Origin of the sequence: Lichenicola cladoniae, assembly GCF_013201075.1 — a bacterium.
GTDB lineage: Bacteria > Pseudomonadota > Alphaproteobacteria > Acetobacterales > Acetobacteraceae > Lichenicola > Lichenicola cladoniae.
Genome location: NZ_CP053708.1, coordinates 3,908,005 through 3,930,417, shown reverse-complemented (window position 1 = coordinate 3,930,417; position 22,413 = coordinate 3,908,005). Strand labels below are relative to the sequence as shown.

Here is a 22,413-nt window from a genome sequence, read left to right as displayed (position 1 = left end):
GTTACGGTATCGCCCTGGTCGATTTGGCGGCCGGCGTCGCGCTGCCGGAGCGGAACGAGCGGATCGATGGGATTGCGCGCCGGATAAAGGGCTGGTCGGCAAGAACGCCGATCAGGATCACCGTGCCCATGACGGCGAAGTTGAGCGAACTCGGGATGCCCAGGATGTTCACCAGGTTCTGCAGCACCTGGAGCAGGGCGGTGCCGAGGACGATGCCGATGATCGAGCCTTCGCCGCCGCGCAGGCTGCAGCCGCCGAGCACGGCGGCGGCAATTGCATAGAGCTCGTAGAAATTACCGAACGACGAGGGTGAGACGGAATTCGTGTAGAACACCAGGCAGATCGTCGCGAGGCCGGCCAGCCCGCCGCTGATGATGTAGGCACCGGTGATGATCGCGCCGGTGCGGATCCCGGAGAAGCGGGCGGCCTCCTCGTTGCGGCCGATCGCGAACAGGTAGCGGCCGAACACCGAGCGATGCAGCAGCACGCCCATGACCACGGCGACCAGGATCAGCAGGATGAACGGGTGCGGGATGCCCCAGCTGCGCCCGGACGCCAGCCAGCCGAGCCAGTCGAAATCGTCGGTGTAGCCGAACCCCATGGTGGCGTCGGTGGTGTAGTAGCGGGCGGCGCCGCGATAGATCAGCAATCCGCACAAGGTGACGACGAACGGCTGGAGCTTGGCCTTGGTCACCAGCAGGCCCTGCAGCGCCCCGAGCACGATGCCGCCAACTACGATGGCGAGGATCGCCAGCGGCCAGGGTACGCCGCGATTGACCAGTAGGTCGATGAATATGACGCCGAGCAGGGAGAACATCGAGCCGACGGAAAGATCGATGCCGCCGGTGATGACCACCAGCCCCTCGCCGATCGAGAAGATGCCGAACAGGCCGATGAGGTTGGCCATGTCGAGCAGGTTGACGGCGGAGAGGAAGCGCGGGTTGAGGATCGCGGTGATACCACCGACGACGATCAGGAGAAGAAGAAGTCCCCAATCCTTCCGGGTCATGCGAGGGACTCCAGCTGTTCGACGGGTTGGCCGATGGCGAGACGCAGGACGTTGAGCTCGGAGAAATCGACGCGGTCGAGAATGCCGCTGATCTCGCCTTCGTGCATGACGGCGACGCGGTCTGAGACCCCGATGACCTCCTCCATGTCGCTGGAAATCATGATGATGGCGACTCCGTCATCGGCGAGTGCGCGCATCAGCGTGTAGATCTCGCCCTTGGCACCGACATCGATGCCGCGCGTGGGTTCGTCGAAAATGATCAGGCGCGGCGCCATCGAGAGCCACTTGGCGAGAACCACCTTCTGCTGGTTGCCGCCGGACAAGGTCGCGGCATGGACGCCGACACCGGGCGTCTTGATCCTGAGCGAGACCTGCTGGGCGCGGGCGGTGGTCGCCTCGGCATCGCGATCGACGAGGTTGAAGCTGGCATAGCGGCGCAGGCTGGCGAGCGAGATGTTTTCCGACAACGGCATGTCCAGCACCAGGCCCTGGCCTTTGCGGTCCTCCGGCACGAGGTAGATCCCCTGCGCGATCGCCCGCCTGGGCGACGGAACCTCCACCCGCTTTCCGGCCAGGTGGACCTCGCCCGACAGGATCGGGTCGACCCCGAACAGCGCGCGGGCGAGCGAGGTACGGCCGGACCCAACCAGGCCGGCCAGGCCGAGGATCTCGCCGCGATGGACGCTGAACGAGATGTGACGATCGGGAAAGGCGCTGGTGACGACCCGGTCGACGACACAGAGTTCGCCTCCGGGCGGCGTGCGCGGCGGCGTGTAGAGGGAGCGGAGTTCGCGGCCGATCATCAGGCGGATCATCGCGTTATGGTCGATCTCGTCACGTGAAAGCTCGCCGGCGACGCTGCCGTCGCGGAGGCAGACCACGCGGTCGGCACAGAGCTTCACCTCGTGCAGACGGTGGCTGATATAGATCACCGCGACGCCGGACGCGCGCAGTTCGGCAATCACCTGCAGCAGCCGGTCGGTTTCCTGCAGCGTCAGGCTGGAGGTTGGTTCGTCCATGATGATGACGCGCGCATCGACCGACAGCGCCCTGGCGATCTCGACGAGTTGCCTCTGGGCGATCAGCAGCCGCGACACGCTCGTTTCTGGACCGAAATCCGCTCCGAGGCGCTCGAGCAGCGGGCGCGCGAGATCATGCATGCGCCGGTTGCGGACAAGCCGGAGCGGACCGCCCATCACCGCCTCACGGCCGAGGAAGATGTTGGCGGCGACGTCGAGATTGTCCAGGACGGTCAGTTCCTGGTGGACGAAGGCGATGCCGGCACGGGCGGCGTCGGCGACGGTCATGGTGCTGTGCGCCACGCCGTCGACGACGATGCTGCCCGCACTCGGCTGGACGACCCCACCGAGGATTTTCATCAGCGTCGACTTGCCGGCGCCGTTCTCGCCGATCAGGCCAAGAACGGTTCCGGCCTCGACGGTGAGGCTGACATCCTCGAGAGCCCTGACGCCGGCGTACGACTTGCTGATCCCGACCAGGGACAGCAGCGGTGGGGACGACATGCGGCGCAGTCTTCCGGAGCTATTTCGCAGCCAGCATCTTGCGCATGCTCTGCTGGAACTCGTGCACGTTGTCCTTCTGGATGATGCGTGTGGGAATGATGATGAGGTGGTTGGCCGGAATGAAGGACTTGTCGCCGTTGATGTACTTCACCAGGTCGGTCATCGACTGATAGCCGAACTCGAACGGCTGCTGAACGATCGTCGACTGGATCGTGCCGTCGGCGACACCGCGCAGCGTCTGGGCGTCCTCGTCGAAGCCCACGACCTTGATCTTGCCGGACATGCCGGCATCCTTCACGGCGGAGTAGATCTGCGGCGTATTGTAATTGTAGAGGCCGACCAGGACGTCGAGGCCGCCCTTTGCGAGCGCGTCCTGCACGTTCGCTTTTGCCTTGGCGAAATCGCCGCCGTCGGTGCGGATGTCGACGATCTGGATGTTGCTGCCCTGCAGCCCTTCCTTGATCCCGTCGACGCGCTCGCGCGCATTGTCGGCATCCATGGTGCCGACGAAGGCCATCATCTTGCCGCCCTGGGGCAGGGCCTTCCTGATCTCGGTGGCAGCCTGCAGGCCGGCCGCCTTGTTGTCGGTGCCGATATAGAGCACGCGGTTGGAGCCCGGCGCGTCGCTGTCGGTGGTGAAGAGGACGGCGTGGCTGGCGACCTTGTTGAACTCCTCGGTAGAGTTCTTGGGATCGATGGCCGAGATGGAAACGCCGGCGATGCCGTTGGCGAGCAGATCGTCCAGCTCGCGACGTTGCTCGGCCGCCGTTGCCTGGCCGGTGACGATCACCTGCATGGCGAAGTCGGGATGTTCCTTCTGTGCCTTCATGACGCCGGCGCGGGCGACGGTCCAGAAATCGGCCGAGACGTTGGTGATCAGGGCAAGGGATTTCTTCTGCTGGGCACCGGCTGGTGCACTGCACAATGAAAGGGTGGCCGCCCCCATGAGAGCAGCCTGGATGAGGCGACGCATGTTTCCTCCGGGTCTTTGTTTTTTATATTCGGCGCTCTTGGCAACGCCGTTGCGATGCTAGGGCGATTCGTCGCGGTCTGGATAGGTGCTTACTTGAAGACGCGCTTCACGGTTCCGATTTCGAAGCGATCGACGGATAGGTCACCCGCTGCCATTATCTCGCCGAACGGTTTGGAGGCCGTGCCTGTAGCCAGGGTGATTGCGGCTCTCGTGCAGCGACGGTGACGTCCGAGCATGACGATCACCGTTCCGTGCGACCGGCCGTGCGAGGGCGCGGCGTTGAGCAGGATTGGTTTTCGATACGGCGGTCGTGCGTCTCGGCGATCAACGGTCACGCATTCGGCCGGAGCGATCACCCCAACCGATCGTTACGCTGCCGATAGGTCCCGCCTATCCCGGCTCCCGCCGGAAACCTGGCTCGGTCCGGCGTGCCACCACGGCGGTCGCTATCGCATTGCCGACCACGTTGGTTGCGGTCCTGCCCATGTCGAGCAGATGGTCCACGCCCAGGATCAGCAGCAGGCCCGCATCCGGCAATCCGAACGCCGGCATGACCGCCGCCAGCGCCACGATCGCCGCACGCGGCACGCCGGCGGTGCCCTTGCTGCTGACCATCAGCACCAGCAGCATCCCGACCTGCTGCTCCATCGTAAGCGGAATGCCGTAGGCCTGCGCGATGAACAGCGCCGCGAATGCCTGGAACAGCATCGAACCGTCCAGGTTGAACGCGTAGCCGAGCGGCAGCACGAACCCGACCAGCCTCGGCGACACGCCGAACCGTTCCAGGGTTGCGACCATCAACGGAAACACCGCCTCGCTGCTTGCCGTCGCGAACGCCACCATGCCGGCCGGCGCGATCACGCGGAGCAAGCCGAACACCGGCCGTCCAAGCAGCACGAAGCCTGCCCCGGCCAGCAGCACCCACAGCACCAGCATGGTCGCGTAGAAGCCGCCGATGAACGCTGCGAAACTGCCTGCCATGCCGATCCCGCCGCGTGCGAACGTCGCGAACAGCGCTGCGAACACCGCAACCGGCGCCAGCCGCATCACCAGTCTGGTCAGGGCCAGCATCGCGTCGGCCAGATCCGCCAGCATGCCGCGCAGGCGCGTCGAGGCTGCGTCCGGCATCGCGGCCACCGCGGTCCCGAACAGCGACGCGAACACCACGATCTCTACGATGTCGTTGCGCGCCATCGCGTCGATCACGCTCGACGGCACCAGATGGGTGATGAAGCTGCGTGTGTCGAAACCCCTGGCGATGCCCGCGGTGGTGCCTGCAGCCATGGGCGGCACCGACAGCGACAAGCCGGCGCCGGGCTGCAGCACGTTCGCGGCGACGAGCCCCAGCCCTAGCGAGACCAGCGACGCGGTGACGAACCACGTCATCGCCAGCAGGGCGCTCCGTCCGATCGAGCCGCCTCGCATGCCGGCGATCCCGCCCGCCAGCGTCGCGAACACCAGCGGCGCGATGATCATCCGGATCAGCCGGAGGAACAGGTCCGCGACGACCCCTGCATCATCGGCGGCCGACTGGGATATCGGTGCTGGCACCACGCCATGCAGGATGCCGCCAGCTATCAGGCCGAGCAGCATCGCGAGAAGAATGACGCCCGAAGATCTCATTCCCCTTTGTAGCGCAGACGTGGGCCGTTGCATCGGCACCGGCGCCTGGCGATGCAGGCGTTCGCTCCGCTGCCCGATGGCGTAGAAGAGCCGGCATGACAGATGCGCGACTTCCGGACAGCGCCGGACCAACCTTCGACGACGTATTTCGTCGGCAACTCGACGAGCTGTTCGCCTGGCGCCGTGACGTCCGGCATTTCAGTCGCGAGCCGGTTCCGGCTGGGTTGCTCGCTGACCTGTTCGAGCTGGCGTGCCTGGCGCCGTCGGTCGGGCTGAGCCAGCCCTGGCGGTTCGTCATCGTCGACGACCCGTCACGCCGAGCCGCCATCCGTGCAGATTTCGAGGCCTGCAATGCACGAGCCCTGGCCGATCAGTCGCAGGAGCGTGCCGCGTCCTATGCGCGCCTTAAGCTGGCGGGACTCGACCAGGCCCCCAGCCAGTTCGCGATCTTCGCCGATCCCGAACCGGCGCAGGGGAAACGGCTGGGCCGGGAGACCATGCCGGACACCACGACGTATTCGGCGGTGATGGCGGCCCACACGCTCTGGCTGGCTGCCCGCGCCGTCAACCTGGGGCTGGGCTGGGTCTCGATCCTGAACCCGGCGGCGATTGCCGAGACGCTCGACATCCCCGCGCACTGGACCTTCATCGGTTATTTCTGCCTGGGCTTCCTGCTGGCGGAGGACGACACGCCAGAACTGGAACGAGCCGGATGGGAGCGCCGGCAGAACGCCGGATCGCGTATCCTTCATCGCTGACCGGCATCCGCCCACGGTGGGTCGGCCAGGGCCACATCGGGGATGATCGGAGCGACCAGCAGAACACCCAGTACGGCGTTCAGCACCTGCCACTGTCGATCGTTCCGCAGCAACCGTGCCAGCGCGTGCCCGGCTGCGTATCAGATCGAGTGGGACAGGGCGGCTGCTACTCCGAACGCCAACCCGAGCAGGGCTGCAAGCCAAATTGGTCCCCAGCCCGGGAGCCAGTGCGCCTTCGGCCAGTCGCCCGGCATTGACCGTCGTCGACCGGGCCGGGGTTCCACCGCCAGGCTCAAAGCCAGGCTGTCGAACATGGCGCGCATGCCGCTCGCTGCTCCCGCAAACGATGGTAGTCCGGGAGAAGGCACGGGCCGCAAGTAAGGCGTAAGCCTTGTTGAACCCGACAGCCTCCTATATCGATCGAGCGTCGCGAAAAACGGCTGCCCTTTCATTGCAAGCCGCCGCATACACGTCGCCCACGCACCCTGCGTGGCTGCCCAGCGTCTCCGAACAACCGCCAGCATCGCAGGATGCTGCGACACTGGAGCGCATGCATGCGAGACACCCTTGCGATTATCGGTGCCGGCCTTGCTGGCCTGACGCTTGCCCGTACCCTGCATCGCTACGGGATCGAAGCGACAATCTACGAGGCCGAGCTGTCGCCGGTCGCCAGGGAGCAGGGAGGCCTGCTCGATATACACGAGCATAACGGCCAGCTCGCGCTCAAGGCGACCGGTCTGTATGATGCATTTCTGCGTCTTGTTCGGCTCGGCGAAGATGCAAAGCGCGTCGTAAACAAGGATGGGGTTATCTTGTTCGACAAGGCGGGGGACCGCTCGCCCAGGTGCCCAGAGGTCGATCGGGGTGAGCTTCGCGCGATGCTGATTGCCTCGCTTCCGGATACCGCGATCCGTTGGGATCACAAGGTCACGTACCTGACGCGGACTGCAGAAGGGCGCCACGAGGTCGGCTTCGCCAACGGGACCCGGACGGCGATTGATCTGCTCGTCGGAGCTGACGGCGCCTGGTCAAAAGTCCGCCCACTCCTTTCCGATTCCAAGCCGGTTTATTCAGGCACTTGCTTCATCGAGATCGCGCTAGCCGCCGGGGACGCGCGCAATGCGGAAAGCGTGGCGGCGATCGGAACCGGCACCCTCATGGCAGCGGCGCCGGGCAAGGGTATCATCGCGCATCGCAGCGCCGATGGCAGCGTCGCGGGATATGTCGCGTTGAACGAGCAGGAAGAATGGATCAGGTCCATAGACTTCAGCGATGCTCCCGCAGCCTTGGATTTCATCGCCCAGAAGTTCTCCGGCTGGGCGCCGCATCTTATCAGGTTCATCACCGGCAGCGTTGCCGATCCGACGATCCGCCCGATCTATGCGCTGCCGGTCGGGCATGAGTGGAAGCGAAAGGTCGGCCTGACCTTGGTCGGCGACGCGGCACACCTCATGTCCCCATTCGCGGGTGAGGGCGCCAACCTAGCCATGTATGACGGCGCGGAACTCGCCCGGGCGATTATCGACAATCCTGATGACATGAACGCGTCCTTGTCCGCGTATGAGGACTCCCTGTTCCCGCGAAGCCGTGAGGCGGCACGTATGTCGGCGCAGAACCTGAAGTTGTTCTTCGGTAACGACGCCCCGGGGAGCTTGGTCAATCTATTCGGCAGCTTTGCAGCATCTGACACATGACGGGCAGCCTCACCTAGCACGTCCATGTTTTCCTGAACGCTGTTCCAGCTGCCACCGTTTGCGATCAATCCGCATCAGGCGCGACACGAATCCCGGTCGGTGACCACGGAACTTCCATGTCAGCTTTTGGAAGGTTTCGTCCAGCAGGTTCATGCAGCGTGGGCAGACCGACGGGACCGCATCCCGACTATCAGGTGCGGTCCCGCTGACCTCCGGTGCTACATTCCCTGGATCGCCGACCCGGCAGCGCCTGGCGTGCTCGGCCGCACCAGCACCGGAATCGACTTGGCGGCCGGCGTCTTGCTCAACTCGTCATGGTGATACAGCGGCAGCAGCCCATTGGTTTCGGGGTAGTAGGCGGCGACCGAGCCACGCGGGATCGGATAGGGCAGTGCCTTGAGCCCGCCGAGCCAGCGCCTCGCTCCGTCGAGCGACACCGTCTCCATTTCGACCGGACCCTCGACGGTAATGCCGCGGGCCTTCATGTCGTCCTCGTTCATGAACACGACCATGCGGTCGTTATAGACGCCGCGGTAACGGTCATTGTTGCTGTAGATGGTGGTGTTGAACTGCTCGTGGCTGCGGATCGTCGCCAGCCGCAGCATGCCTTCGACGTCGACCGGCTTGTCCATCGCGATCCCGTCGAACACCAGGAAGTTGGCGCGGCCGCTCGGCGTATTCCACTCGCGCTCGCGGGCGGAATTGCGCAGGTGGAACTGCGGCTCGTCCAGACGCTCGTTCATGCGCGCATAGAGCTTCGGATAGACCGCAGCGATCTTGTCACGGATCAGGTCGTAATTGCCCTCGTAGTCTTCCCACGGAATAGCGGAGTCCGGCAGGGTCGCCCGCGCCATCCTGCAGACGATGGCAATCTCGGAAATCAGGTCCGGAGACGCCGGTTCCAGTATTCCCGACGACGCGCCGACCATCGACGTCGCGTCCTCGATGGTGATTCGCTGCTTCACCCCGTTCTGGATGTCGAGCTCGGCCCGCGCGATGCACGGCAGGATATACGCCTTGTGCCCATGCACCACATGTCCGCGGTTTAGCTTGGTGCTGACGGCGACACTCAGCTTCAGCCGGCTCATGGCCTCGTAGGCGATCGGCGTGTCGGGGATCGCATGGATGAAGTTGCCGCCGATCGCGATGAACACCTTGGAGTGTCCCGCGACCATCGCCTCGACCGCCTCGACGGTATCGTGCCCATGCTCCTGTGGCGGCCGGAAGCCGAACACCTGCTCGAGCTGGTCCAGGTAGATCTGGGTCGGCTTCTCGTCGATGCCGACGGTACGGTCGCCCTGCACGTTTGAATGGCCGCGCACCGGCGCGATGCCCGCACCCGGCTTGCCGATATTGCCTTTGGCCAACAACAGGTTGGCGATCTGCTGCACCGCGTTCGAACCGCGCTGATGCTGGGTGATTCCCATGCCGTAGCAGATGATGGTGGCCTTCGACTGCGCATAGATATGTGCGACACGGGCGAGCTGCGCCTGGTCGATGCCGCTGACCGCCTCGATCTCGTCCCAGCCGGTCGCGCGCGCCGCCGCTGCCGCCGCTTCGAAACCGTGCGTGTGGGTGGCGATGAATTCGTCGTCAATCAGCGCGCCGGTTCCGGCCGCGCGCGAGGCGTCGTCGGCTTCCAGCAAGGCGCGCAGGATGCCCTTCAGCACCGCGATGTCGCCGCCGATCCGCACATGTACGAACTCGCTGGCGATCTTGGTCGAGCCGCCGGTCGCCATCTCGACGGCATTTTGTGGCTCGGTGAACTTCATCAGCGCCCGCTCGGGCATCGGGTTGATCACCACGATCGGCACGCCACGATGCCGCGCCTCGACCAGGTTGGTCATCATACGCGGGCTGTTGGTGCCCGGGTTCTGGCCGATGATGAAGATCGCCTCCGCCTTGGCGAAGTCGTCGATGGTGATGGTGCCCTTGCCGATGCCGATCGATTTCGGCAGGCCCCGGCTGGTCGGCTCGTGGCACATGTTCGAGCAGTCGGGGAAGTTGTTGGTGCCGAACTGGCGCACGAACACCGAATACAGGAACGCCGCCTCGTTCGAGGTGCGTCCGGATGTGTAGAACTCCGCCTCGTCCGGGCTGTCCAGCGCCTGCAGCTCGGACGCGATGTCGGCGAACGCCTCGTCCCAGGAGCACGGCACGTAGTGGTCGGTCGTCGCATCGTAGCGCATCGGCTCGGGCAGGCGGCCTTGCTGTTCCAGGTCGTAGTCCGACCAGCCGCGCAGTTCACTGACCGTGTGGGCAGCAAAAAACTCGCGTGTCACCCGCTTGCGCGTGGTCTCGAAGGCCAGCGCCTTGGCGCCGTTCTCGCAGAATTCGAAGGTTTTGACGTGGCCGGGCGTCGGGTTCGGCCAAGCGCAGGACGAGCATTTGAACCCGCCGGGCTTGTTCATCTTGAGCAAGGTCGTCGTGGACTGGGCGATCACGCTTTGCTCGCGCAGGATCCGCGCCGTGGCATTCAGGGCTCCCCAGCCGCCGGCCGGACTGGAGTTTGGCTTGAAGCGTGACGAACCGGACATGGCGGATTTCCTAGAGGCGCACGACAGCCGGCCGCGGCATGGACTGGCCCTATAAGTAGGTTGTAACCAGCGGGCCGCCAAGATCCGCCGACGTGCATTGACCTCCGCCCCGCGCGGCCCTTGTGTGCACGCCTTCAAAAGGTCGGAGTCTCGAGATCATGGACGTTCGCGCGGCAGTAGCATTCGAGGCCGGCAAGCCTCTCGAAATCGAGACGATCCAGCTCGAGGGACCACGCGAGGGCGAGGTACTCGTCGAGATCAAGGCGACCGGCCTGTGCCACACCGACAAATACACCCTGTCGGGCGCCGATCCGGAAGGCCTGTTCCCGGCGATCCTGGGCCATGAAGGCGCAGGCGTGGTGGTCGAGGTCGGGCCCGGCGTCACCAGCCTGAAGGCAGGCGACCACGTGATCCCGCTCTACACGCCGGAATGCCGCAACTGCAAAAGCTGCCTGTCCCGCAAGACCAACCTGTGCACCCGGATCCGCGCGACCCAGGGCAGGGGCGTCATGCCGGACGGCAGCTCGCGCTTCTCGTACAAGGGCCAGCCGATCCTGCACTACATGGGCTGCTCGACCTTCGCGAACTACACGGTGCTGCCCGAGATCGCACTGGCGAAGGTCCGCGAGGACGCCCCGTTCGACAAGATCTGCTACATCGGCTGCGGCGTCACCACCGGCATCGGCGCGGTGCTGTTCACCGCCAAGGTGGAGCCCGGATCGTCGGTCGTGGTGTTCGGTCTGGGCGGCATCGGCCTGAACGTGATCCAGGGTGCCCGCATGGTCGGCGCGACCCAGATCGTCGGTGTCGACATCAATCCCGGCCGCGAGGCGATGGCGCGGCAGTTCGGCATGACCGACTTCGTGAACCCGAAGGATCTCGGCGAGAACGGCGACGTGGTCGGCCATCTGGTCGAGCTCACCGGCGGCGGCGCCGACTACAGCTTCGAGTGCGTCGGCAACCCGACCCTGATGCGCCAGGCGCTGGAGTGCAGCCATCGCGGCTGGGGCGTGTCCACCATCATCGGCGTGGCCTCGGCGGGACAGGAGATCTCGACCCGCCCGTTCCAACTGGTCACCGGCCGCCGCTGGATCGGCTCGGCGTTCGGCGGCGCCCGTGGGCGCACCGACGTGCCGAAGATCGTGGAGTGGTACATGGACGGCAAGATCAGCATCGATCCGCTGATCACCCATCACCTGAAGCTCGAGCAGATCAACGAGGGCTTCGACCTGATGACCCGCGGCGAGAGCATCCGCAGCGTGGTGATGTACTGATGCAGACCCGGTCGGCCCAGCGCTGTTTCGGCGGTAATCTCGGCTTCCACAGCCACGTGTCCGAGGCGCTTGGCGGCCTGGATGCGCGTTTCGGCGTTTTCGTGCCGGATGGCGTCGATGCCGCGTCGCCGGCGCCTGCGCTGTATGCGCTGGCCGGCCTGACCTGCAACGAGGAGACCTTCGCCACCAAGTCCGCCGTGCTGCGGCTCGCGGCGGACCATCGGCTGGTCATGGTGTTCCCCGACACCAGCCCGCGCGGCGCCGGCATCCCGGGCGAGGATGCCGACTGGGATTTCGGCACCGGCGCCGGCTTCTACCTGGACGCGACCGAGGCGCCCTGGTCGGCACATTACTGCATGGGCAGCTACGTCAACGACGAGCTGCCGACGCTGGTCGAGGCCAACTTCCCGGTGCGTCCCGATCGGCGCGGCATCATGGGTCATTCGATGGGCGGCTACGGCGCTCTGGCGCTGGGCCTGTCCGATCCCACTCGCTGGCACTCGGTCTCGGCCTTCGCGCCGATCTGCCACCCCAGCGACGTTCCCTGGGGCCGAAAGGCGTTCTCGGCCTATCTCGGCCCGGATCGGGCCAGCTGGGCTGCGCACGACCCGACGCTGCTGCTCCGCGCCGGCAAGGTGCATCCGACGACGCTGCTGGTCGACCAGGGCGAGGCGGACCAGTTCCTCGACGAGCAGCTTCGTCCGGATCGCCTTGAGCAGGCGGCTGCGGAGGCCGGCCAGTCGCTGACCCTGCGCCGCCACGCCGGCTACGACCATTCATACTGGTTCATCCAGAGCTTTATCGCCGACCATATCGAGCACCATTCCCGGCTTCTCTGACCTGTTCCGCGTGACGGCGCACCGGGCACGGTGACGCGAATTTGCCCCCGCATCCTGCATGTGCGGTCCGGTAGAAACCGGGCGCCGTAAATTTGGACGACAGGTTCGCCAAGCCGTGTTCATATCCTCGTAACGGCCTCGGGATCACGCGGGCCGAACGGGGAATACAGCAATGTCCAGGACTTCCTGGGTCGTCCGCTTCCTGATGGGAGCGCTCGCCCTGGCGCCGGTTGCCGCGCGCGCCGATAGCATTACCGTCAACACCGATCAGTCCGACCCACAGCCCAAGGCAGCCTTCCAGGAAGTGGTGAAACGCTTCGAGGCCGCCAACCCGGGCACCCACGTCGTACTCAACGTCTATGACCACGAGGCCTACAAGCAGTCGATCCGGAACTGGCTGACATCGGCACCGCCCGACGTGGTGCTCTGGTACACAGGCGTTCGGCTTCGCCAGTTCGTGCAGCCCGGCCTGCTCGCCGACGTGAGTGCGTTGTGGACGCCGGCGATGAAGGAGGCGTTCGGTCCCACCGCGGTGGCACTCGTGACCGACAACGGCAAGCAGTATGCGGTGCCCTACACCCAGTATCAGTATGGAATTTATTATCGCGGCGACCTGTTTCAGAAGGCCGGCATCGGTCCGATCGCCACCTGGGACGATCTGCTCGGCGCCTGCGACAAGCTGAACGCGATCGGCGTGGCCCCGATCGACATCGGCTCCAAGGATCTGTGGCCGACCGCCGCCTGGTTCGATTATCTCGACCTTCGGATCAACGGCTATGCCTCGCACATGCAGCTGATGTCCGGGAAGATGTCCTACCTCGACCCAAAAGTGCGGGATGTGTTCGCGCACTGGAAGCAGCTTATCGACCGTAAGTGCTTCGTACCCAATCATGCCGAACTCAGCATGCAGGAAAGCCAGGCGCTGCTGTTCCAGGGTCGCGCCGGAATGATGCTGCTGGGCAATTTCATCACCGCCAACTTCTCGCCGGAGATGGAAAAGGTGATGCAGTACGCGCCGTTCCCCAGCATCACCCCCGGCGTTGCCCGGGCGGAGGACGCACCAATGGATTCCGTGGCCGTCCCGCAGGGGGCGGTCAACAAGGCAGGCGCGATGAAGTTCGTCGCCTTCATGATGCAGCCCGACATCCAGGAGATGATCAACCGCTACGAGAAACAGATCCCGGCCAATACGCAAGCCAAGCTGGTCGATGATCGTTTTCTGGTCGACGGGCGCAAGCTGCTCCAGGCAACGCCCGATCATTCGCAGTTCTTCGATCGCGATACCGACGAGGCGTTGGCGACACTGGCGATGAAGCGCTTCCAGGAGTTCATGATCAAGCCGGACAGGCTGGACCGCATCCTCGCCGATATCGACCGGGCGCGTCTGCGCATCTACGCGCCGGCCAACTGAGGCCGGCATGTCGGCCTCCGCCAATCGCATGCGTGGCGGGATGGCGGCGCTGCCGTTCATCGCGCCCGCCGCGTTGTTCTTCTCGGTGTTCGTGCTCTGGCCGATCGCCGACAGCATCTGGGTGTCGTTGCACGACTGGGACGGTATCCACCGCATGCGCTGGGTCGGGCTCGGGAACTATACCGAGCTGTTCGGCGACGATGTGTTCTATACCGCCCTGGTCAACAACATCTGGTGGTTGTTGTCCTACATGCTGGCTCCGGTATTCGGGCTGGCGATGGCGTTGTTCCTCAACCAGAGCATCGCGGGTATGCGGCTCTACAAGTCCCTGTTCTTCTTCCCGTTCGTGATTTCCCAGGTCGTGGTCGGGCTGGTGTTTTCGTGGTTCTTCAACGGCGATTTCGGGCTGCTGAACCTGGGCCTGCATGCGATCGGCCTGCACGGCGTATCGCTGCTGGGCAACGCCAACTGGGCGACGCCGTCCGTCATCGTCGCCGGTCTCTGGCCGCAGACCGCATACTGCATGATCCTGTATCTGACAGGCCTGACGGCGGTGAACGGCGAGATCGTCGAAGCCGCCCGCATGGATGGGGCGCGTGGCTGGAACATGCTCTGGAACATCATCATCCCGCAGTTGCGGCCGGCAACCTTCATTGCCGTCGTCGTCTCGGTGGTCGGTGCGTTGCGGTCGTTCGACCTGGTGTCGATCATGACCAAGGGCGGTCCGTACGACAGCTCCGCCGTGCTCGCCTACTACATGTACGAGCAGACCTTCCTGTCGTTCCGCTACGGCTACGGGGCGGCCATCGCCGTCGTGCTGTTCGCGATCATGGATATCTATATCGCCATCTTCCTGGTCATCATGCTTCGGCAGGAGCGGCGCTGATGTTTCCCCGCCCGATCCAGACCGCTTCTCCGGGCGCACGGGCGCTGTATCGCGTGGCACTGCCGGTCAGCCTGATCATCTGGCTGCTGCCGCTGCTGGCGATCTTCCTGACCTCGGCCCGCACCGCGCAGGATCTCGCCCAAGGCAACTACTGGGGATGGCCGCACGGCACCAACCTGTTCGGCAACTACGCGGCGGTCTTCACGTCCTCGCCGATGGGCCGCTACCTGCTCAACTCGATCGAAATCACCTTGCCCGCGGTGGCCGGAACGCTGGTGCTGTCGACGCTGGCGGGGTTCGGGCTTGCGAAGTTCCGTTTCCGCGCCAGCAGCTTCGTCCTGGCGATCTTCATCGCCGGCAATTTCGTGCCGTTCCAGATCCTGATGATCCCGGTGCGGGACCTGATGATCCACGTGTTCCCGCTCTACAACACGATCTGGGCGCTGATCGTGTTCCACTCGGCGTTCCAGACCGGGTTCTGTACGCTGTTCATGCGCAACTTCATGCGCGAGATTCCCGACTCCCTGCTCGAAGCGGCCCGCATGGACGGGGCGGGAAGTTTCAGGATCTTCTGGCTGATCGTGTTGCCGCTGGTCCGTCCGGCCCTGGCGGCCCTGGCCGTGCTGGAATTCACGTTCATCTGGAATGATTATTTCTGGGCGCTGGTACTGGTGCAATCCGACAGCGCCCGCCCGATTACCGCCGGGCTGCAGGCCTTGCAGGGCATGTGGCTGGCCTCATGGCAGTTGATGTCGGCCGGCGCGATCGTCGCGGCAACCCCGTCGGTCGTGGTGTTCTTCCTGATGCAGCGGCACTTTATTTCCGGATTGACCTTGGGATCGGTGAAGGAATGACAACTCACAGGCTTGATGGCAGCAACACGACCTTGCTGCTTCTGCAACGCGTGACGGGCCTGCCCGAGATCGTGCACTGGGGTGCGCGCCTGCCCGATGGCGTTTCGCTGGACGCAGTGTCCTCCCTGCGCGATCGCGCGCTTCGTCACAACGGTCTCGACGAAGACCATGTCGAAGCGGTGCTGATGCCGACGCTGGGGACGGGTTCGCAGCGTACCGCCGCAATGGCGGCCAGTCGCGGGCGCATCGACTGGTCTGCGGAATTTACCGAGGTGACCATCCACCAGGAGCCGGGGGAATTGCGGATCTCGGCGAGCGATCCGGTGACCGCACTCGCACTCGAAATAATCCTGGCCCTGGCGCCCGACGGCGACCTGCTGAGCATGCGCTCGGTGCTCCGCAACGAGGGACACGAGCCGCTCAACGTGGAACGCCTGGCGGCCGGCGTTTTTCTATTGCCGGCCGATGCGACCGAACTGCTCGTGTTCGACGGACGATGGGGCCGGGAGTTCGCCGAGCGCCGGGTCGATCTCTCCAGCGGACTGTGGGCATCGGAAAACCGGCGCGGCCGCCTGCATGACCGTTTCCCCGGGATCATCGCCGGTGCTGCCGGCTTCGATGAGGATCGAGGCCGGGTCTATGGCGTCCATCTCGGCTGGAGCGGCAATCATCGCACCACCGCCGAGAGGCTCGAGGATGGCCGCGTACTGGTGATCACCGGCGAGTTGCTGCATCCGGGAGAAGTCGAATTGGCACCGGGCGAGGCGATCGAGACGCCGGTGGCCTATGCCTCGTTTTCGCCGGATGGGCTGGCCGGCCTGTCGCGACGTTTCCACGACGGTGTGCGCCGTGACGTCCTGCGCTGGCCGGATGGGGCGATGCGGCCACGGCCGGTCACGTTGAACACCTGGGAAGGCAACTACTTCACGCACCAGCATGATCGCCTGGTCGCGCAGGCGACAGCCGCCAAACAAATCGGCATCGAGCGTTTCGTGCTGGACGATGGCTGGATGGCAGGACGCAACAACCCGCATGCCGGGCTCGGCGACTGGCGGCCCGATCCGGTCAAATATCCAAACGGGCTCGGGCCGCTGATCGAGGCCGTCGTGTCGCAGGGTCTGGAGTTCGGGCTGTGGGTCGAGCCGGAGATGGTCAACCCGGACAGCGACCTGTATCGCGCCCATCCCGATGCGGTGCTGCATGTTGCCGGGCGTAGGCTGCGCACGTCGCGGTATCAGCTCATCCTCGATCTGACCCGCCCGGAGATTGCGGACGACATCTTCGGCCAGCTTGATACGCTGCTGCGCGCGCATCCGATTTCCTACCTGAAATGGGACATGAACCGCGACTTCGTGGCGGCCGGCGACCGGCACGGGCACCCCGCCTATCGGCGCCATCTGCTTGCCAACTACGCGTTGCTGGCCCGGCTGCGTGCGGCGCACCCCCAGCTGGAGATCGAGACCTGTTCGTCCGGCGGCGGCCGTCCGGATTTCGGTATCCTGCGCCATACGCACAGGGTCTGGACATCGGACTGCACCGACGCGTTGGAACGGCTGTCGATCCAGCGCGGTTTTTCGCGTTTCCTGCCACCGGAGTTGATGGGTGCGCATGTCGCGGCGTCGCCGAACCATCAGACCGGACGACGGCATACGCTCGCGTTCCGGGCGGCCGTGGCATTGTTCGGGCATATGGGTGTCGAGCTGGACCCGACCACGCTGGACCCGGACGAACTTGAGATGCTCGCCGGCTGGATCGCGCTGCACAAGCGACTGCGCCCGCTCCTGCATGGCGGCAACCTGTTCGCACGTCCGACGCAGGCGGCGCGTCTTTTGCGTGGCGTGGTCTCGTCCGATCGACGGCACGCCGCCTACCTGGTGGCGCAGGAACGCACCGATCCGCTTCGTGCGCCGCCGCTGACACTTCCCGGTCTCGATCCGGCAATCGGCTATCGGGTGCAACTGCCGGCGCCGCAGCATCTGGATACGCGGCTGTCGGAGTCGCAGCGTTCGCTGTTCGCGGAAGGGCTGCTGGTTCCAGGCGCGTTGCTCGCCACGGCCGGAATCGCGCTGCCGGAATTGCAGCCCGAAACCGCACTGGTTCTGGAGCTCACCGCACTTGACTGACACTAATGCGATGCTGGGCGTCTGCTACTATCCCGAGCACTGGCCAGAGGATTGGTGGGCGGACGATGCGACCGCGATGCGCGCCGCCGGTATTACCTACGTGCGGATCGCCGAGTTCGCCTGGAGCAGGATCGAACCCGAACCAGGACGCTTCGACTGGGCCTGGCTCGACCGGGCGATCGGCGTGCTGGGCGGCGCCGGATTGAGGGTGGTGATGTGTACGCCGACCGCCACCCCCCCGAAATGGCTGATCGATCGCGAGCCCAGCATCCTGCCGACTGATGAGAACGGCCGGACGCGCGGCTTCGGGTCCCGCCGCCATACCGGTTTCTCGTCGGAGGCCTGGATCCGCGAGAGCCGCCGCATCACGGAGGCGGTCGCCGGGCGCTACGGCGACAACCAGGCCGTCGCCGGCTGGCAGATCGACAACGAGTTCGGCTGCCACGACACGGTATTGTCCTACGGACCGGAGGATCTGCGCGCATTCCAGGCCTGGCTCGGGCGCCGCTATGGAAGCATCGGGCGGCTCAACGAGGCCTGGGGCACGGTGTTCTGGTCGGCGGAATTGCGTTCCTTCGCCGAGGTGTCGCTGCCGGTCGGCGCGGTCACGGAAACTGCGCCGGCGGCGCGGATGGATTTCCGGCGGTTCTCCTCCGACCAGGTGCGGGCCTATTGCCGGATGCAGGCGGACATCCTGCGCGCCCATTCGCCGGGCCGGTTCGTGACCCACAACTTCATGGGCCGGTTTACCGGTTTCGATCATCATGCGGTGGGCGAGGAACTCGATTTCGCGACCTGGGACTCATACCCGCTGGGTTTCACCGACCAGTTCCCGTTCGGGGATGCGGAACGTGCACCCTTCATCGAGACAGGCCATCCCGACATGGCGGCCTTCCACCACGATCTGTATCGGGGCATCGGACGCGGACGGTTCTGGATCATGGAGCAGCAGCCCGGACCGGTGAACTGGGCGGACTGGAACCCGGTGCCGAAGCCCGGAATGGTGCGGCTGTGGACCTGGGAGGCATTTGCGCACGGTGCCGAGGTGGTGAGCTATTTCCGCTGGCGGCAATGCCCGTTCGCACAGGAGCAGATGCATGCCGGCCTGCATCGGCCTAACCGCTCGGTGTCGGCGGGGGGCAAGGAGGCGCTCCAGGTCGCGGCCGAACTTCGAAGCGCCGGCACCCTGCCGGCAAGCACGCAGGCACCGGTTGCCCTGGTGTTCGATTACGAGGCGGCCTGGATGCTGGACATCCAGCCGCAGGGCAAGGATTTCAATTATATCGAGATGTGCTTCCGCTGGTACGAGATGGCGCGGCGGCTCGGTCAGGACGTCGATATAGTGGCATCCGGAGCATCGCTGGCCGGATACCGTACCGTGCTGGCGCCGACCCTGCCGCATCTGTCGGAAGCCGGCCTCGCCGCACTCTCCGCCACCGAGGCAACCGTCCTGATCGGACCGCGTACCGGTTCCAGAAGCGTCGACTTCTCCATTCCGGACGGACTGCCACCGGGTCCGTTACGATCGATGCTGCCGATGCAGGTGGTCGACGTCGGCTCCCTGCGACCAGGCCTGTCGCACCCGGTGACCGGCAAGTTCGCAGGTCGTGCGATCCGCTGGCGGGAGTGGATCGAAACCGATGCTGACGTTACAGCGCGGTTCCACGACGGGTCGCCTGCCGTGGTCGAGGGCGGCCGATATGTCTATCTTGCCTGCTGGCCCGACGCAGCTCTGCTGGAAGCTGCATTGCGGCATGTTCTCCCGGCGGGGGGCCTGGGTTTGACCGAGTTGCCGGCCGGCGTGAGACTGAGGCATCGCGGCGAGCTCTGCTTCGCCTTTAACTACGGACCGGAGCCCTGGACGCTGCCGGACCATCTCGTGCGGACCCTGGTCATGGGACACCCGGTCGTGGAACCGCAGGATTTCGCATGCTGGCGTGTAGCGGTCTGATCGAAAAGTTCTTCAGGCTCCGTGGCGCGCGTGGCCACGGCCTTTGGCCTGGGTCGTCGGTGGCTGGGCAATCTATGGCCGCCCGTAACCCCAGGATGTGCGAGGCAGCGGCACCAACGCGACTTTCAGGGCCTCCGGAGACACGTCCGGATGCTTCGTGTTCGGCACCGGTACCAGCAGCCCATTCGCGGTCAGGAGATAGTCAGGCGTTTCCGCGTTGGGTGCATTGAACAGATGGATCGCGACATAACTCTGCGCCTGCGCGTCCTGCAGTACCCGCCGTTCCCAGTGGTCGGTCCAGCGTACGTTCCAGCGCGGATCATCGACCAGCCCGGGCTCCATTGCCCTCGTGACCAGATGGTAGATGCCTGACCGTGCATCTGGCTCCCCGTCCAGGATCAATTGGGTGGAGAGATCGTTGAGGCCGCTTAAACCCAACTGGTAACCGCGCCAGTCGCCGACGACCGGTCCGGTCGGGCCCGCGCATCCCGCAAGCGCGATCAGGATGACCCCGTATCCCATTCTCATTGCACGGTCCCCTCTTGCGGCTGCCAAACCTTCGTAGAGCGGTGATCTGGGATTTGTCGGGCGCGTGATCAAGTGGATGACCGCGTCGGCCTTCCGCTGGCTTCAGAGTAGCAATCGCTGGAATGCGGTTGAAGGGATCTTGCCGCCGGGCTGCGCAACGACGATTCCGGCTCCGGACCGAGAGGCTGGCAATGCGCCAGTTTTGATCGGCCGTCTTTTCAGGCGACTCAACCTAACATTGCAAGCCAGGCCGGAAAGATGCCGAATCTGACGAAACCGCCACGTTCCGGAAATGAAACGTAAGACTCAGGCGCGGTAGAGTCCCGGTGGTAGGATAATTAAGAAACACAGGCACCATGATGAAATTCAGATTTGCCGCCGCCATCCTCGCCTTCTATCCGATGGCGGCGCACGCTACGGAAAGTCCATGGACCGGAACCTGGAAGCTTGCCCCGGCCAGGTCCAGTCCCGGAGCGGACGGCGCGCCGCCAGCCTATGTCCTGGCGATCACGGCCGACCGGAGGATCAGGTGGGAAATTCCTTCGATCGGTGAGGTTGTCACTGGCCACATCGACGGACAACCGATGGTCGTTCATCGGACAAAACCTACCCCTGGTTTGACACTCAGCGTATTTTCCAGCGACCCGGCGCTTCCGCATGAACTCGCCTACAAGGTCGAAAAGAATGGCACGCAGATTGGCGGTGGCAGGATGATCCTGATTGAAGGCGGCAAGGCCTGGGTCGATATCTCCTGGGCTGCCGGTAAGGAAGAGTATGGCGCTGAACTGGTTTATGTTCGGAGCTAGGGTAATGTCGGAGCGGGTGGATTTTTTGGACAATCACGATGTCATCGCGTTGTTGCGTGTCGTGCTCCGGACCGTTCCGTGGTCTGGCATGCCTTCAGCCTCAGGGCGCTGAAAAGAAACTACTCCCCCAGCAGATGCAGCACGACCTGCCTCCGATGCGGGCGGCGCCGGTGCTCGAACAGATACAGCCCCTGCCACATCCCCAGCACCGGCTGTCCGTCGGCCACCGGTATGGTCAGCTGGGTATTGGTCAGCATCGTCCGCAGATGCGCCGGCATGTCGTCCGGGCCCTCGTCGTCATGCACGTAGCGGCCCGGCGCTTCCGGTGCGATATGCTCGAAATACCGCTCGATATCCGTCCGCACGCTCGGATCGGCATTCTCCTGCACCGTCAGCGACGCCGAGGTGTGCCGACACCACAGCGTCAGCAGCCCGGTCTCGATGCCCTGGTCCGCCACCCACTCGAGCACCGGACGGGTGATCATCACCAGTCCCTTGCCCCTGGTTTCGATGGTCAGCTCGTGCAGTGCCTGTCGCATGGATCAACCTCTCTAGGGCAGGAAGCCGACGATCCGTTCCGCCTCGCGCACGATGGGTTCGGCGATTGCGTTGGCGCGTGCCGCACCTCGGCGCAGGACGGCATCCAGATGCGCCGGGTCATCCATCAGCCGACGGGCTTCACCGGCGATCGGTCCAACCGTGGCCACGATCCGCTCGGCCAGCGCTTCCTTGAACGTGCCGAACCCCTGTCCGCCATGCACTGCCAGCGTGTCCTCGATCGTCATGTCGGACAGTGCTGCCAGGATCGTCACCAGATTGCGAGCCTCCGGACGTTCGGCGAGGCCGGCGGGCTCTGAGGGCAGGGGCTCGGCATCGGTCCGGGCGCGGCGGATCTTCTGTGCGATCGCGTCCGCATCGTCGGTGAGGTTGATCCGGCTCTGGTCGGACGGATCGGACTTCGACATCTTCTTGGTGCCGTCGCGCAAGCTCATCACCCGGGCGGCGTCCGGCGGCACCAGCGCCTCGATGACCGGGAAGAACGTCACCCCGTAATCGTGGTTGAACTTCTGGGCGATGTCGTTGGCGAGCTCCAGGTGCTGGCGCTGGTCGTCGCCCACCGGCACCCGTGTCGCGTGGTAGGCGAGAATGTCCGCCGCCATCAGGTTCGGATAGACGTAGAGCCCGGCCGAGACCGCTTCGCGGTCCTTGCCGGCCTTGTCCTTGAACTGGGTCATCCGGTTCAGCCAGCCGATCCGGGCGACGCAGTTGAAGATCCAGGCCAGCCGGGCATGCGCGCTGACCGCCGACTGGTTGAACAGGATGTGGGTTTCCGCATCGATCCCGGCCGCCAGCAGGATCGCCGCCTGGGTCCGGGTCTGCTCGCGCAGCTGCGCCGGATCCTGCCAGGTGGTGATCGCGTGCAGGTCGACCAGGCAGTAGAGGCACTCGTGCCCCTGCTGCAGGGCCACCCAGTTGCGGATGGCGCCGAGATAATTGCCCAGCGTAGGGACGCCGGACGGCTGGATGCCTGAAAAGATGCGTTGCATGCCCGTCTTGTCCGGCCATGCGGGCCGGGCGGTCAAGCGTGGCGTGCGCGTGTGTCCGGAACCGGCTATGCAACCGG

Annotated in this window: 19 protein-coding genes; 10 read left to right on the top strand and 9 right to left on the bottom strand. The window is 64.9% G+C overall.

Annotated elements, in window-relative coordinates:
* Position 1: 1 nt before the first annotated feature.
* From HN018_RS17770 to HN018_RS17755, 4 genes are all read right to left on the bottom strand, one after another.
* Complete coding sequence (locus HN018_RS17770; RefSeq protein WP_171835253.1) at positions 2-1,009, bottom strand: ABC transporter permease; 1,008 nt, start codon at positions 1,007-1,009, stop codon at positions 2-4.
* Positions 1,006-2,532, bottom strand: coding sequence for a sugar ABC transporter ATP-binding protein (locus HN018_RS17765; protein WP_171835252.1), 1,527 nt, complete (start codon positions 2,530-2,532; stop codon positions 1,006-1,008). Before HN018_RS17765 ends, HN018_RS17770 begins: the two co-directional genes overlap by 4 nt.
* A 19-nt stretch (positions 2,533-2,551) precedes the next feature.
* Positions 2,552-3,505, bottom strand: a complete 954-nt coding sequence (locus tag HN018_RS17760; protein ID WP_171835251.1) for a sugar-binding protein — start codon at positions 3,503-3,505, stop codon at positions 2,552-2,554.
* A gap of 390 nt (positions 3,506-3,895) precedes the next feature.
* Complete coding sequence (locus HN018_RS17755; RefSeq protein ID WP_171835250.1) at positions 3,896-5,128, bottom strand: dicarboxylate/amino acid:cation symporter; 1,233 nt, start codon at positions 5,126-5,128, stop codon at positions 3,896-3,898.
* Between the two features lie 95 nt (positions 5,129-5,223).
* Between HN018_RS17755 and bluB the strand changes: the two genes are divergently transcribed.
* Entirely contained in the window at positions 5,224-5,886 is a 663-nt protein-coding gene (gene bluB / locus HN018_RS17750) for a 5,6-dimethylbenzimidazole synthase (protein ID WP_171835249.1), read from the top strand.
* Positions 5,887-6,026: 140 nt separating this feature from the next.
* Here bluB and HN018_RS17745 read toward each other — a convergent pair whose 3' ends face one another.
* On the bottom strand, positions 6,027-6,209 hold the full coding sequence (locus HN018_RS17745) for a hypothetical protein (protein ID WP_171835248.1): 183 nt from the start codon (positions 6,207-6,209) through the stop codon (positions 6,027-6,029).
* A 231-nt stretch (positions 6,210-6,440) separates the two neighbouring features.
* Between HN018_RS17745 and HN018_RS17740 the strand changes: the two genes are divergently transcribed.
* Entirely contained in the window at positions 6,441-7,580 is a 1,140-nt protein-coding gene (locus HN018_RS17740) for an FAD-dependent oxidoreductase (RefSeq protein ID WP_171835247.1), read from the top strand.
* Between the two features lie 218 nt (positions 7,581-7,798).
* Here the strand turns inward: HN018_RS17740 and HN018_RS17735 are convergent, their stop codons facing one another.
* Positions 7,799-10,117: an FdhF/YdeP family oxidoreductase gene (locus HN018_RS17735; RefSeq protein WP_171835246.1), complete on the bottom strand. Its 2,319-nt coding sequence runs from the start codon at positions 10,115-10,117 to the stop codon at positions 7,799-7,801.
* A gap of 158 nt (positions 10,118-10,275) precedes the next feature.
* Here HN018_RS17735 and HN018_RS17730 point away from each other — a divergent pair, with 158 nt between their 5' ends.
* The 7 genes from HN018_RS17730 to HN018_RS17700 all read left to right on the top strand — a co-directional run bounded on the left by HN018_RS17730 (position 10,276) and on the right by HN018_RS17700 (position 19,455).
* Positions 10,276-11,391 carry an S-(hydroxymethyl)glutathione dehydrogenase/class III alcohol dehydrogenase gene (locus HN018_RS17730; RefSeq protein WP_171835245.1) on the top strand — a complete coding sequence of 372 codons (1,116 nt, stop codon included), beginning with the start codon at positions 10,276-10,278 and terminating at the stop codon, positions 11,389-11,391.
* The gene (fghA, locus tag HN018_RS17725; protein WP_171835244.1) at positions 11,391-12,230 is read left to right on the top strand and encodes an S-formylglutathione hydrolase; all 840 of its coding nucleotides are present in this window, start codon (positions 11,391-11,393) and stop codon (positions 12,228-12,230) included. Before HN018_RS17730 ends, fghA begins: the two co-directional genes overlap by 1 nt.
* Positions 12,231-12,402: 172 nt before the next feature.
* The gene (locus tag HN018_RS17720) at positions 12,403-13,641 is read left to right on the top strand and encodes an ABC transporter substrate-binding protein (protein WP_204259566.1); all 1,239 of its coding nucleotides are present in this window, start codon (positions 12,403-12,405) and stop codon (positions 13,639-13,641) included.
* 7 nt (positions 13,642-13,648) lie between these two features.
* Positions 13,649-14,527, top strand: a complete 879-nt coding sequence (locus HN018_RS17715; protein WP_171835243.1) for a carbohydrate ABC transporter permease — start codon at positions 13,649-13,651, stop codon at positions 14,525-14,527.
* Positions 14,527-15,381 carry a carbohydrate ABC transporter permease gene (locus HN018_RS17710; RefSeq protein WP_171835242.1) on the top strand — a complete coding sequence of 285 codons (855 nt, stop codon included), beginning with the start codon at positions 14,527-14,529 and terminating at the stop codon, positions 15,379-15,381. The genes HN018_RS17715 and HN018_RS17710 overlap by 1 nt, the downstream gene beginning before the upstream one ends.
* Positions 15,378-17,504: an alpha-galactosidase gene (locus tag HN018_RS17705; protein ID WP_171835241.1), complete on the top strand. Its 2,127-nt coding sequence runs from the start codon at positions 15,378-15,380 to the stop codon at positions 17,502-17,504. Before HN018_RS17710 ends, HN018_RS17705 begins: the two co-directional genes overlap by 4 nt.
* A complete protein-coding gene (locus tag HN018_RS17700; RefSeq protein WP_204259565.1) occupies positions 17,497-19,455 on the top strand; it encodes a beta-galactosidase in 1,959 nt (652 codons plus the stop codon). The genes HN018_RS17705 and HN018_RS17700 overlap by 8 nt, the downstream gene beginning before the upstream one ends.
* A gap of 72 nt (positions 19,456-19,527) precedes the next feature.
* Here the strand turns inward: HN018_RS17700 and HN018_RS17695 are convergent, their stop codons facing one another.
* Positions 19,528-19,983 carry a hypothetical protein gene (locus HN018_RS17695; protein ID WP_171835240.1) on the bottom strand — a complete coding sequence of 152 codons (456 nt, stop codon included), beginning with the start codon at positions 19,981-19,983 and terminating at the stop codon, positions 19,528-19,530.
* A gap of 356 nt (positions 19,984-20,339) precedes the next feature.
* Here HN018_RS17695 and HN018_RS17690 point away from each other — a divergent pair, with 356 nt between their 5' ends.
* Entirely contained in the window at positions 20,340-20,789 is a 450-nt protein-coding gene (locus tag HN018_RS17690; protein WP_171835239.1) for a hypothetical protein, read from the top strand.
* Positions 20,790-20,908: 119 nt separating this feature from the next.
* Here HN018_RS17690 and HN018_RS17685 read toward each other — a convergent pair whose 3' ends face one another.
* Positions 20,909-21,328, bottom strand: a complete 420-nt coding sequence (locus tag HN018_RS17685) for a secondary thiamine-phosphate synthase enzyme YjbQ (protein WP_171835238.1) — start codon at positions 21,326-21,328, stop codon at positions 20,909-20,911.
* Between the two features lie 12 nt (positions 21,329-21,340).
* The gene (gene trpS, locus HN018_RS17680; RefSeq protein WP_171835237.1) at positions 21,341-22,336 is read right to left on the bottom strand and encodes a tryptophan--tRNA ligase; all 996 of its coding nucleotides are present in this window, start codon (positions 22,334-22,336) and stop codon (positions 21,341-21,343) included.
* Positions 22,337-22,413: the final 77 nt, after the last annotated feature.